Origin of the sequence: Latilactobacillus sakei subsp. sakei DSM 20017 = JCM 1157, assembly GCF_002370355.1 — a bacterium.
GTDB lineage: Bacteria > Bacillota > Bacilli > Lactobacillales > Lactobacillaceae > Latilactobacillus > Latilactobacillus sakei.
Window position 1 is genome coordinate 586,181 of the sequence record NZ_AP017929.1, and the last position, 12,731, is coordinate 598,911.

14 protein-coding genes are annotated in these 12,731 nt (G+C 41.8%); 12 read left to right on the top strand and 2 right to left on the bottom strand.

Annotation, left to right across the window (positions count from 1 at the left end):
- Position 1: 1 nt before the first annotated feature.
- The 7 genes from ypdE to LEUCM_RS02925 all read left to right on the top strand — a co-directional run bounded on the left by ypdE (position 2) and on the right by LEUCM_RS02925 (position 6,004).
- Positions 2 to 1,045 carry an aminopeptidase gene (gene ypdE, locus LEUCM_RS02895; RefSeq protein ID WP_016265815.1) on the top strand — a complete coding sequence of 348 codons (1,044 nt, stop codon included), beginning with the start codon at positions 2 to 4 and terminating at the stop codon, positions 1,043 to 1,045.
- A gap of 15 nt (positions 1,046 to 1,060) precedes the next feature.
- Positions 1,061 to 1,390 carry a PTS sugar transporter subunit IIA gene (locus LEUCM_RS02900; RefSeq protein WP_420844133.1) on the top strand — a complete coding sequence of 110 codons (330 nt, stop codon included), beginning with the start codon at positions 1,061 to 1,063 and terminating at the stop codon, positions 1,388 to 1,390.
- Between the two features lie 2 nt (positions 1,391 to 1,392).
- Positions 1,393 to 1,743, top strand: coding sequence for a PTS sugar transporter subunit IIB (locus LEUCM_RS02905; RefSeq protein WP_016265813.1), 351 nt, complete (start codon positions 1,393 to 1,395; stop codon positions 1,741 to 1,743).
- Entirely contained in the window at positions 1,743 to 3,059 is a 1,317-nt protein-coding gene (locus tag LEUCM_RS02910; protein ID WP_016265812.1) for a PTS sugar transporter subunit IIC, read from the top strand. The genes LEUCM_RS02905 and LEUCM_RS02910 overlap by 1 nt, the downstream gene beginning before the upstream one ends.
- Before the next feature lie 95 nt (positions 3,060 to 3,154).
- The gene (locus tag LEUCM_RS02915) at positions 3,155 to 3,742 is read left to right on the top strand and encodes an RDD family protein (protein ID WP_025016157.1); all 588 of its coding nucleotides are present in this window, start codon (positions 3,155 to 3,157) and stop codon (positions 3,740 to 3,742) included.
- Positions 3,743 to 4,807, top strand: a complete 1,065-nt coding sequence (locus tag LEUCM_RS02920; RefSeq protein WP_016265810.1) for a M24 family metallopeptidase — start codon at positions 3,743 to 3,745, stop codon at positions 4,805 to 4,807. It abuts the gene before it with no gap.
- Between the two features lie 21 nt (positions 4,808 to 4,828).
- The gene (locus LEUCM_RS02925; RefSeq protein WP_016265809.1) at positions 4,829 to 6,004 is read left to right on the top strand and encodes a MalY/PatB family protein; all 1,176 of its coding nucleotides are present in this window, start codon (positions 4,829 to 4,831) and stop codon (positions 6,002 to 6,004) included.
- A gap of 44 nt (positions 6,005 to 6,048) precedes the next feature.
- Here LEUCM_RS02925 and LEUCM_RS02930 read toward each other — a convergent pair whose 3' ends face one another.
- Positions 6,049 to 7,383 carry a dihydrolipoyl dehydrogenase family protein gene (locus LEUCM_RS02930; RefSeq protein ID WP_016265808.1) on the bottom strand — a complete coding sequence of 445 codons (1,335 nt, stop codon included), beginning with the start codon at positions 7,381 to 7,383 and terminating at the stop codon, positions 6,049 to 6,051.
- A 159-nt stretch (positions 7,384 to 7,542) separates the two neighbouring features.
- Between LEUCM_RS02930 and LEUCM_RS02935 the strand changes: the two genes are divergently transcribed.
- The 3 genes from LEUCM_RS02935 (at position 7,543) to LEUCM_RS02945 (ending at position 10,835) form a co-directional block, all read left to right on the top strand.
- Positions 7,543 to 8,481 (top strand): ABC transporter ATP-binding protein, encoded by a 939-nt coding sequence (locus LEUCM_RS02935; protein ID WP_016265807.1) that lies wholly within the window; start codon positions 7,543 to 7,545, stop codon positions 8,479 to 8,481.
- Between the two features lie 2 nt (positions 8,482 to 8,483).
- On the top strand, positions 8,484 to 10,007 hold the full coding sequence (locus tag LEUCM_RS02940; protein ID WP_173674929.1) for an ABC transporter permease/substrate-binding protein: 1,524 nt from the start codon (positions 8,484 to 8,486) through the stop codon (positions 10,005 to 10,007).
- Positions 10,008 to 10,070: 63 nt separating this feature from the next.
- Entirely contained in the window at positions 10,071 to 10,835 is a 765-nt protein-coding gene (locus tag LEUCM_RS02945; RefSeq protein WP_016265805.1) for a MerR family transcriptional regulator, read from the top strand.
- A 32-nt stretch (positions 10,836 to 10,867) separates the two neighbouring features.
- Here LEUCM_RS02945 and LEUCM_RS02950 read toward each other — a convergent pair whose 3' ends face one another.
- Positions 10,868 to 11,434, bottom strand: a complete 567-nt coding sequence (locus LEUCM_RS02950; protein WP_016265804.1) for a sugar O-acetyltransferase — start codon at positions 11,432 to 11,434, stop codon at positions 10,868 to 10,870.
- 197 nt (positions 11,435 to 11,631) lie between these two features.
- Between LEUCM_RS02950 and LEUCM_RS02955 the strand changes: the two genes are divergently transcribed.
- Both LEUCM_RS02955 and LEUCM_RS02960 read left to right on the top strand, forming a co-directional pair.
- Complete coding sequence (locus LEUCM_RS02955) at positions 11,632 to 12,099, top strand: DUF2798 domain-containing protein (RefSeq protein ID WP_016265803.1); 468 nt, start codon at positions 11,632 to 11,634, stop codon at positions 12,097 to 12,099.
- 66 nt (positions 12,100 to 12,165) lie between these two features.
- Complete coding sequence (locus LEUCM_RS02960) at positions 12,166 to 12,705, top strand: TetR/AcrR family transcriptional regulator (RefSeq protein WP_016265802.1); 540 nt, start codon at positions 12,166 to 12,168, stop codon at positions 12,703 to 12,705.
- Positions 12,706 to 12,731 lie beyond the last annotated feature (26 nt).

The following is a 12,731-nucleotide window of genomic DNA, read 5'->3' on the forward strand; positions in this document are numbered from 1 at the left end:
TATGGAATTTCAATTATTAAATAAATTGTCAAATGCAGATAGTATTGCTTCTAATGAAGATGAAGTTAGAACGCTGTTAAAGAAACAGTTAAAAGGCTACGAAGAAACGTTTCAATTTGATGGTATCGGAAGTTTGATGGTGACTAAAAGAGCGACTCGTAAAGATGCGCCAACAATTATGTTTGCAGCTCATATGGATGAAGTTGGTTTTATGATTCGGTACATCTCTGATATTGGGATGGCGCACGTTGTCACAATCGGAAATGTTGAAGTACGGGCTGAGTCAATGCAGTTAGTTAGAGCAACTACTAATAATGGCGAGAAGATAGAAGGACTTTTGAATGTAAATTATGATGCTACAGGTCATATTAATCAGATGTATGTGGATTTTGGGTTTGATTCACGTGAAGAATTATTAGAGGTAGGATTAGATGTTGGCAATATGGTTTGTTTTGCATCGCATTGCCATGAACTTAAACCACAAGATATTATTGCGGGAAAAGCAATGGATGATCGTGCAAGTTGTTTTGCATTAGTTGAAGCGATGAATCAATTAGTTGATGTTGACCTAGATGTAAATGTTGTGGCAGCCTTTACGAGCAGTGAGGAGGTTGGTACACGAGGTGGGCGATTAACAGCGCAGATTGTAAATCCAGATATTTTCTTTGCGGTTGACGTGGCTAAGAACCCTGAACTTGACCGTGGTTTTATGAACACTCGTAAGTTAGGAAAGGGACCAATGATTGAATTTTATGATAAAACAATGGTTCCGAATGCCAAGTTGTTACGGATCGTATGTGAAATTGCTGACTCTGCAGGCCTCCCATATCAAAAAGACATGTTTAAGGGTGGTGGAACGGATGCTGGATCTGCCCATTTAGAAAATGGGGGAATTCCTGCAGTAGTTTTAGGAATTCCGTTACGATATTGCCATGATCCATATTCGTTAGTTCATAAGAATGATTTAGAGGTGATGTGTCAACTAATTAAAACGTTAGCAGGGTACCTTAATAAAGACAATGTTACAGAAATTAAGAAATTTTAATAGAGGGAGTATTTATTGATGGATAAGACAGAAAAACAAATTATGGGACTAATTTCTTCATCAGGAGAAAGTCGAGCAAAGGCTTTTGAGGCTTTACAAAAAGTAAAGACACATGAATATGAAGCTGCACATAAAATGTTAAAAGAAGCGCAAGAATTAGATATTGAGGCACATAATATTCAAACTGCTATTATTCAGCAAGAACTGAGTGAAGAGGAAGATAAAGTAACCATTAGTTTATTAATGGTACATGCGCAAGACCATTATATGACAGCACAATTATCACGAGATCTGATTGAAGAACTAATTAAAATTTTTGAAGCACGCGAAAAAATGGAGGGATAAAAATGAAAATTGTTTTAGCTTGTGTAGCGGGATTATCAACAACAATGATGATGGATAGTATGAAAAGCGTCATTAAGAATAGTCAAAAATTGAATATTGATGATTTTACATTAATGGCGATCCCGGTTGAACAATTACCGGCAGAAATAGAAGGAACAGATGTTGTTTTATTAGGCCCTCAAGTTTCATATAAGAGTGATTTTGTAGAGTCAGTTACAAAACCACTTAATATTCCCTACGTCATTATCGACAAGGAGACATACGGTTCAATGGATGGGGGGACTGTAATAAAAGAAGCATTGATCGCTAAAAGAAAACAAGATATCCAGAATAAAGAAAGTGAGGGTAACTAATGTTTGATAAATTTGAGGCGTTTATGTCTAAATATTTTATTCCGCTTGCTAACAAAATGGATCGTAATATCTATTTAAGTGCAATTAAAAAATCAATGGTGGCGATGACACCTATTTTAATTATTGGTAGTTTTGCATTAATTCCAGATGCTATTCCTAATATGATTGGTAAGAATAATCCTGTGTCTCAATGGATTGCCCAATATTCTAGTGTTATCAGTATCCCGTATACTGTCGGGATGGGGATGATGGCGTTATATGTCGCTGCAATTATTGGGTATCATCTAGCTCAGTCTAAGAAATTGGATGTTCCTGGGTGTGTCACAATGGCAGTAATGGGATTTTTAATTCTAGCAGTTGATTTCACTAAAGATGGTATGGTTGATACGATGTATTTTGGGACTAAAGGGTTATTCGTATCAATGTTCGGTTCCATTATAGCTGTTGAACTGTTTAGCTGGTGTAAGAAACGTAATTTTACAATTAAAATGCCAGAAACAGTACCGGATTTTGTTTCTAAATCGTTTGAAATGATTCCAATTTCAATAATTGTTGTGGGAACCTTTGTTATTATCCGTGTGGTTTGCGTTGATGTGCTCAACACGACACCACCAATGATATTTACAAATTTACTTGCACCGTTAGTGGGGTCAATGGATAATCCGTTCGCCTATACTTTCCTAAAAATGCTTCAATGTTTATTGTTCTTCTTTGGTATTCATCCAGCGGTTCTCAGTCCAATTACAAGTCCAGTTTCAACTCAGTTTATTGCAGAAAACATTGCAAATTATAAAGCTGGAACAGCAATGACTCACTTCTTTACACCAGGAATGGACTCAGCGTTCGGAAATCTTACGGGTACTGGGGTAACGTTCGGGTTAGTATTCTGGTGCATGTTTTCGAAAGCGGTTGCACAAAGGAAAATTGGTCGAATTTCGATTATACCAGCGTTGTTTGGTATTAATGAACCTATTCTTTTTGGTGCACCTGTTGTATTAAATCCATTATTATTTATTCCATTTGTTATCATTGGACCAATCATTTCATCATTTGGTGCTTGGGCAATGTCGTTTGGATGGTTAAAAATGTCTGTCTTCACACCGCCATATGTTGGGGTTTTCTTTGAGGGCTACTTAGCAACGTTTGATTGGCGAAGCTTTATCGTTAATGGTATGCAATTAATCGTATCTATTATAATCTGGTACCCATTCTTTAAAATGTATGAACGTCGTGAACTCCAAGCAGAAAGTGAAAAGCAAGCTGCAATCTCGAAAGAGGATGAAGCGATGCTTGATGATCTTGATTTAGATTTTTAGTCCGTTAGAAGCACTGCTAATATTGGTGGAGAAGGGAGTTAGTCCAGAATGGCAAAAATGAAAAAAAGTATCATAAACAGATTGAACCAAAAGTGATGCAAACTCCTACACCTAATTTTAGTAGTAAACGGATCATTGCAAGTGGTATTGATTGGGTTTTTGGGGGGATTATAAGTGGTATCCCTAGTGTTGTATTTTTTGCAGTATTAACAAAAAGCAGCAAGCCCTTAACGAGTATGTATCAATTTGAATCGATGGGATTTAGTCGTAATATTACGATTCTAGTAAGCTTAATCTGTTTATTATGTGGTTTTTGTTATTACGTAATAGTACCTTGGAAAATTTTCCCAGGACAAACTTTAGGTAAGCATTGGTTAAATTTAAAAATTGTTCATTTGAATAATCAGCGAATAACATTAGGGGGATATTGTATACGACAATTTCTAATTCTTATTTTTATCGAAGGTGCTGCAACAGCAACTTCAACTTATATTAAGGTATTGGTAACAACAATTTCTCGATTCTATATTGATCCCTACCTAAGGATAATTTGGTTCATAGTAACATTAGGCTCATTAATTTTATTATTTTGGTCAAAAAAACATTTAGCACTACACGATATACTTACTAAAACAACTGTTATTGACGTTTTTAAAAGCAATAATGTCGAAGGTGGTTTTTAGATGGAAGAAAGGTTGCATACTTTACGTAAAAAAATGAAGCAAAATAACCTAGGAGCAGTAATTATAAATAATAAAGCAAATCGTTATTATTTAAGCGGCTTTACAGGTACTGATGGACAGATTTTGATAACACAAACTGAACAATACATTATTGCTGACAGTCGCTATTTTGAACAGTTAAGGCAACAATCTGCCAACTTTACAATTATTGATAATCGGATGGCAATGAATACCGCTATGAAGAGACTATTATCAAAAATTGGTGAGCAGCGAATAGGTATTGAAGCAGATGAGATGAATGTGTCAGAATATCTAGCATTGTCAGGAGCAGATGGAGAATTAGTTCCTATCTATAATTTGATAGAACAACAACGGATGATAAAAGATGAGGAAGAGAGAAATAAAATTCAACATGCAGCGTTAATCGCAGATGAGACGTTTAACCATATTATTAAGTACATTAGACCAGGAATGACCGAAAAACAGGTTGCCAATGAAATTGATCAATATGGCCTTAAGTTAGGTGCTGATGCTCCCGCATTCGAAACGATAGTTGCATCGGGGATACGATCTGCATTACCGCACGGACATGCGTCTGAGAAGGTTATTCAAAATGGAGAATTAATCATCTTAGATTTTGGATTTGAGTGGCGGCATTACTATTCTGACATAACAAGAACAATTGCTGTAGGTCCTGTTTCAAAGGAGTTAAGACAAATTTTTGATATTACGTTAGCAGCTCAAAAGAAAGCGATTCAGACCTGCAAGAAGGATGTACCACTTAAATCGGTGGATAAAGTTGCTAGGGACTATATAGCAAAAGCAGGTTTCGGGAATAACTTTTTACACGGGACGGGTCATGGCATAGGCTTGACTGTTCATGAATATCCGCTGTTAAATCATGATAGTGATGAACAGTTACAAAATCATATGACTTTTACAGTCGAACCAGGAATATATCTTGAACAAAAAGGCGGTATTCGAATTGAAGATGATATATGGATCGATGACGATGGGGTACCTGTTGTTATGACGAAATCACCTAAAGAGTGGATACAGCTTTAGGTATAAATAGAAGGTGATTAGATGACGAAGTTTGACTTTGATACGGTGATTAATCGCTATGGAACTTACTCAACTCAATGGGACTACGTAAAAGATCGTTTTGGAGAGGCTAATTTATTACCTTTTACAATCTCTGATATGGATTTCAAAGCGCCTAAAGGTGTTAGTGACGTCATTATCGATGCAGCGAACAGAGGTGTTTTTGGATATACTCGTTGGAATAATAATGAATTTAAGTCAGCAATTGTAGATTGGTTCTTAAATCGATATCAGGTGCGAGTTGATGCAGAAGCAATTGTGTATAGTCCAAGCGTTATTTTTAGTCTGGCAAAATTAATAGAACTGTTCAGTAAGCCACATGAAAAAATTGTTACTTTTAGTCCTTGTTACGATGCGTTTATTAATACTGTTACTGCTAATGATAGACAATTAATCCAGATGGATATTACGAATGGATTAGTAATAGAAAAACTTGAGCACGTGTTTAAAATTGAGCATCCAAAAATTCTATTATTATGTAATCCCCAGAATCCATTAGGAATTGTATGGTCTTCAGAACTACTACAGACAATTGTTAGACTCTGTAATGCGTACAATGTTGCAGTTATTAGTGACGAAATTCATATGGATGTTGTTCGAAAGGGAGTTGTCGTACACACGATTGCTGAATATTTTAGCGAATTGACGACACAATGCGCAGTGATAACGTCTGCCAGCAAATCATTTAATATCCCAGCATTGGGTTGTTCATACGCATTAATTCCAGACGAGTTAATGAGACTCAAATTTTTATATGAATTAAAGCAAAAAAACGCCGTATCCTCGGTGCCGTACTTAGGAATGTTAGCGACAATAGAATGTTATAACCATCAAGAGGATTGGTTAAATCAGTTGAACGATTATGTTGATGATAATTTTAAATATTTACAAACCTTCTTGAAAGAGCAGTTAAATTTAGATTATCAAATTCCGGATGCAACTTACTTAGCGTGGATAGATATTCGGCCGCTAGGTATCCCGATGACAGTTTTACAAGAAGAATTGATTAAATGTCAAAAAGTAGCTATTATGGACGGACGTTTGTATGGTAACGGTGGTTCTGATCATCTTCGGTATAATTTAGGGGCATCGAGAAGTAAGGTTGAAGAAGGATTAAATCGTTTGTTAAAAGCTGTTGAAGCTATCCAGCAGAGATGAGCACTAAAAAAGTGTTGAAGGCCCAATCGGTCTTCAACACTTTTTTAGTAGTAATATTTCAAATCACTGGCGGGACTTGGGTAGTTGTAGATTGTATCGGTGAGTTCAGCCGCGGTCGTATGATTTTTAATGAGGGGCGTCAAATAATTGATCAATTCTTCGGCAATCGTGGTGTAGGCTGCCGCGCCGACGAGTTGGTTGGTTTGGCGGTCAAAAATCGTGGTCACGATGGCGTTTGGTTCCTTAATGCGATTGAAGGTGTACCAATTAGTGGTTGTTTGTTGCTTAAGTCGATATTGGTCGGGGTTTTCTTGCGCCGTTTGAACAGAGACACCGACTTGTGAAATCTGGGGGCTAGCGTAAACCGTATGTGGAATGAGTGGGTACGCAATGGGATCCGAATTAGTTTGGAGAAGTTGACCGGCTACATAGCGGCCTTCAAAGCCAGCGACCGGTGTCAATTTGGGTTGTGGCCGGTCAACGACATCCCCAATGGCGTAGATCCGCGGATTACTGCTGACTAAGTGCTCGTCCACTTGAATACCGTGGTGGCCAGTGGCAATGTCCGCTGCCGGCAAGTTGAGTTCGTCGATATTGGCGTGGCGCCCAAGTGCGGCAAAAGCAGCATCCACGGTCAGCGTAAAACCGCCTGCGTTGTTGAGCACGAGGCCTTTTGTTGTCTCATATACTTTGGTCACCGTTGTTTCAAAATGGAACTGAACGCCTTTATTTTGGAGGCTCGTAATCAGTTCGGTCGTCATGGTTTCTGGAAAATCGCGTAAAATCCGCTTGTTATGTTGAATGATGTGGACTTCAGCGCCCGCTGTGGCGGCGATATTTGCTAGTTCGATGGCGATATAACCGGCACCGATGAAGGCTATTTTAGCAGGGAGGTGATCCAGGTCTAAAAATTGATTGCTGGTCTGTAAAAGATCGCGTCCTTCAATTGCGGGGAGCGTTGGGGTCTGACCGGTTGCGATGATGAAGTGGTCGGCCGTATAATCCGTTTCACCGACGCGTAAGTGGTGGTCGGCGATAAAGTGAGCGGTGCCGGTTACTGTTCGAATGCCAGCGCTTTGCAGACCGTTTAAAGTGCCGTCCGGAATTTGAGTGGTGTATTGGCGCTTGAAAGCCATGAGTTGGGGCCAGTTGATGTAACTGGTACCGACTAAACCACTAGATTGCAGGGCGTGCTGGTGGTCGATGGCTTCAACAGCCGAGTAGAGCATCTTTTTAGGGTCGCAGCCGCGATTGGGACAGGTGCCGCCCCATAAATCATTTTCGACGACTAAAACGGACTGCTGTTCCGCCAAACGATAAGCCGCCGCCAAGCCGCCAGGGCCGCCACCGATCACGATGGTGTCAAAATGTGTTTTCATATTAAACCCTCCTCAATTGATTGCTTTGGCTTCATCGTAGCACAGTGCAAAAGTGAATCAAAAAAATAAGATTGACGGGCCCAAGCACGTCAATTGGTTGGCCTTTTTCTAAGTGGTACAATGAACTAACAAATCGTTAAGTGGCAAAAGGAGTAGCGCATGATTGAATTTGAAGGCGTCACCAAACAATACGGGCAAAGCCGCGCGTTAGATGGTCTAACATTAACCATTCCAGACAATGGTCTATTTGTCTTGGTCGGCCCTAGTGGTAGCGGGAAAACAACCTCGGTCAAAATGATTAACCGGTTGATCGAACCAACTAGTGGGACGATTAAAATTGATGGGCAGCCAATTGACCAAATGGATTTGCAGACCCTCCGACTTAACATTGGCTATGTTTTACAAAATATCGCCCTTTTTCCGCATTTAACAATCGAAGAAAATATTACCATTCAACTCGAAGTTTTGAAGTGGTCTAAAGCTGATCGCCAAAAGCGCGCTCGGGAGCTGTTAACGCTGGTTAATCTAGATCCGGATAAATACGCCAACCGCTACCCTAGTGAGCTCTCAGGGGGCCAACAACAGCGAATTGGGATTATTCGGGCGCTGGCTACCAAACCGAAAGTGATTTTAATGGATGAACCGTTTAGTGCGCTCGACCCTGTGACGCGCACACAATTGCAAGATCTCGTATTGGATTTGCAAAAGCAATTGCATAATACGGTTGTTTTTGTGACCCATGATATGAAAGAAGCACTGCGTTTAGGGGATGAAATTGCGGTGATGCGTGCGGGTAGTATTCAACAAATTGGAACGGCCGAAGCGATTTTTAACCAACCGAAAAACGACTTTGTCCGTGAATTTTTCGATATTGAACGCCAACCAACGACATTGACGGTGCAAGATTTAGTGGCCGCTGATTTGGGGACCGTTGTTAGCGGGCAACCGGAAACGATTGCCACTACAGCGTCCATCAAAGCCTTGGCCCAAGCCTTAATCGCACAACCTGAAGGGGTCGTCGTGGCACTTGATGACCAAACACAACGGCAATTGACGACGACTGATTTAACGACGCTCATTGCGAAACGGGGGCTTTAATGATGATTCAACAGATTCAGCAGATTTTAACGACCCAATCGGGCGAATTATTGCAAGCGCTCGGCCAACATCTGGAAATCTCATTACTGGCGCTCTTAATTGCGGCGGTCATTGGGATTCCGCTTGCGATTATTTTAACCGCGCACCAAAAACTCGCCGAAGCGATGTTACAAGTGACAAGTGTTCTGCAGACGATTCCGTCGCTAGCGCTCTTAGGGTTATTAATTCCGCTGGTGGGGATTGGGACGGTGCCGGCGGTGATTACGTTAGTCTTGTACGCATTGATGCCGATTTTTCAAAATACATACGCGGGACTCAGCGGGATTGATCCGGCGTTAAAAGAAGCGGAGATTGCTTTTGGCTTACCGCGTGCGAAGCGCTTATTACGCATCGAGCTACCATTGGCGATGCCGCTGATTATTTCGGGTCTGCGGATTGCGCTAGTGATGATTATCGGGACGGCAACTTTGGCGGCCTTGATTGGTGCGGGCGGTCTGGGGACCTTTATCCTGGTCGGGATTCAGTCGAATAATAACGCCTTGTTAGTGGTCGGGGCAACGCTCTCGGCTGTTTTGGCGTTAGTGGTTAGCGCGCTGATTCGCTGGTTGGGGACATTATCGTTCAAAAAGATTACGATTAGTTTGGCCATTTTTGTGGGGCTTTTTGGTCTCGTAGAAGGTGTGACACGGTTCCAAGCGGCACCAACTAAAATTACGATTGCCGGCAAGTTAGGCAGTGAACCCGAAATCTTGATGAATATGTATCGTGATCTGATTTTGGCCGATCATCCGCAATATGATGTGACGGTTAAACCGAATTTTGGTGGTACGACCTTCTTATTTAACGCGTTGAAGGCCGATCAAATCGATATCTATCCAGAATTTACGGGTACGGTCTTACAGACGTTGGTGAAATCGCCAACCAAGACCAACCAGAATCCAACTAAAACTTACCAACTTGCTAAAAAATCGCTCCAAGAACAATTCAAAATGGCATACTTGCCACCAATGCGCTATCAAAATGGTTATGACTTGGCGGTCAGTGCGGCCTTTGCCAAGAAATATAACGTCAAAACGATTTCGGATTTAGCGGCCTTGAACCAATCGTTTACGGCCGGCTTTGACCCGGACTTTTATCATCAAAAAGATGGCTATCAAGGCTTGAAGAAGACGTATCAATTGCAATTAGACGCTAAAATTATGGAACCTAGCATCCGCTACAAAGCGATTGCGGATGGCAAGGTCGATGTGGTCGACGGTTATACCACCGATGCGGAAGTGGCGCGTTACAATCTAGTCGTTTTAAAAGACGATCGGCATTTCTTCCCACCTTATCAAGGCGCACCGATTATGAAGGATAGCTTCAAAAAGGCCCATCCAGAAGTCGTCAAAGCGCTCAATAAGCTAGCCGGGAAGATTACTGAAGATCAGATGCAACAGATGAACTATCAGGTTCAAGTTAAACACCGTAAAGCGCGTGATGTGGCGCATGATTTCTTGGTTGAGCAAAAATTAATCAACAAATGATAAACGGCGCTTGACCCTCACGCCACGTCAGGCCTTATAGTGGGTTTTGAAGGAGGGATGGCAATGAATTATCAGATTAAAGCTTTCGCTGAATTGACCGGTGTTTCTGAGCGCACGCTGCGGTATTATCACGAGCGTGGGTTACTGGTGCCGGCGGTTGCTAGTAATGGTTATCGAAGCTATTCGAGTCAGGATGCGGATCGGCTGCAGTTAATCTTGATGTACCGGCAATTACAGTTTAGCTTGGCTGAGATTCAGCAGTTATTGGCGTTACCGCCAGCAGAACGATTGACGCACTTAGCGGCTAAACGGAATGAACTTGCTAAGCAACAAGCAGTCTTGACAGCAACTTTGGCGCAGTTAGATGCCACCCTTCAAAATCAAACTGGAGGTTCTCAAATGACAGACCAAACTAAATTCGAACAGTTCAAACAACAAGCAATCGCCGAAAATGACCAACGCTATGGGCAAGAAGTGGCGGCAAATTATGGTGAACAAGCCAAGCAAGAGGCGGATCAACATTTTGCGGGTTTAACCAAAGCACAGTATGCGACGATGCAAGCCACTGAGGCCAACTTAACGACGGCCTTGCAAACTTACTTGGCGCAACCGCAATTACCGTCAGAAGCGGCACAAGCGGCATTTAAAGCCCACCAAACGTGGCTGCAAACGGCGACACCACGCTATAGTTTAGCTATGCACCGTGGTTTAGCGGCGATGTATGTGGCGGACGAACGATTTGCGGCTTACTATACGAAATTAGTGGGCAATTCGAAAGCAGCAGCAGCCTTAAAAGCGATTATTGAATACTATGCAATTGAAGCCTAAAAAAAGGACTGACATTTGTCAGTCCTTTTTTATTATTTAGCAGGAATTTCTCGCAAGACGCGTGCTGGATTGCCGACCAAAATCACGTTATCTGGATATGATTTTGTGACGACACTGCCGGCGCCGACAACGACGTTATTGCCGAGGCTTACACCTGGTAAGACAGTGACGTTAGCGCCTAGCCAGACGTGGTCGCCAATCGTAATGGCGCCAGAGATTTCTTTTTTAGTGGCGCGTTCTGTTGGATCAAGTGGGTGATAAGGGGTTAAAAGCGATACACCCGGGCCGAATTTACAGCTATCGCCGATTGTAACGCGGCCTTCATCACAGATTAAAACGTTGCGGTTGGCGTAAAAATGGTCGCCAACCGAAATATTTTGGCCGAAGCTAAATTCAAAACCGGTTTCGATGAAAAAGTCGCTACCAGTGTGGCCGAGTAATTTTTGGATGGTGGCCATCCGAGTTGCGTTATCTAAGATTTGGCCGGCCTTTTGTAGCGCCAAGCGTGTTTCGTTACGTTGTTGAACCGTCGCTTCTGAATCGAAGTACCATTCGCCGTTGGTCATTGCTGTAAAAGCAGCATCGTTTGTGACTGTCATTTGCAATTCTCCTTTACGTAAAGCATGATAACTTTACGATAAAACAATCGATGAAAAAGTGCAAATAACATTAGCGCGGTTTTTGAAAGTTTGCTACAATTAATCTTAATCAAAAAAACGTGCGTATAATTGATCAGCACAAAGTAGGAATACCCTACTTTGTGCTGTTTTTTTATGCCCATTTAAGGAGAATATTCATGTTATTTGTTAAAAGATTACCACAAAACTTTAAGGAAACACTGCTGTTTATCGCGGTGATTTCAATTTTATCCGTCAATTTAATTGCTCCGTTGATCACGGGCTTTGAGATTGGTTTTTCGTGGCAAATGTGGCAAGCCACGCTACGAGTGATTCCGTTTATCTGGGTGGCCGTCGTTGTATTAGTGGTATTGACCCAAAAGCCAGCCGAATACTTGGCCAGTCATCTCATGGCAAAAACTGATAGCTTTCAAGCACAGATGTTAATTACAGCGTTGTGCAACGTCTTTTTAATGTCCGTTTTTCTGACGGTGATCGGCACTTGGATTGGCAGTGGTCAGATTTCAATGGCGCCGATTACCCATTTTGGCGCGAAATGGCCGCGTAATTTCGCCTTAGCTTTCATCGTTGAAGCGTTTATCGCCCAACCAATCGCTCGGTCGGTCATGCAACTGATTCACCGCTAATCTGGATTGCAATCGCTTGGTTGATATGGGATGCTAAAGGTAACTATCAAGTGGAGGTTATTTGAGATGGATACCAAACAAAACTTGGCCCAAAATCTGAAATTACTAATGGCAACGACGCCGGTCGATCACATCACCGTTAATCAGTTGACGCACCAGGCGAACGTCGCGCGCAACACCTTTTATTACCATTTTGCCGATATTAATGAATTGGTCGCGTGGATTTATAACCGCGAGATCGTCTCCCAACTGGCGGCCTATCAAAAAGAACAGGATTGGGCCAAAGGGTTGGATCTGCTATTGCGTTATATTGAAACCAATCGTCATTTTTGTTTAAACACATTTCACTCCCTGAATCGCGATTTATTGGGCCGCTTTTTATACCGCGTTGCGTTTAACATGGTCACCGGTGTCGTTGATGACCTGCAACCGGATTGCTCACCGACTTTGCGCGATGAAATGGCCAACTTTTATGGTTGGGCGCTCGCGACGCAGATCATTCAATGGTTGGTGACCAACCTGCAAGAATCGAAAGTTGAATTTTATCAGCGGATGCACCGGATGCTAAATGGGACTTTGCAACAAGTGCTGGATAATAATCGCTAAATTTGGACAAACACCCCGGAATAACC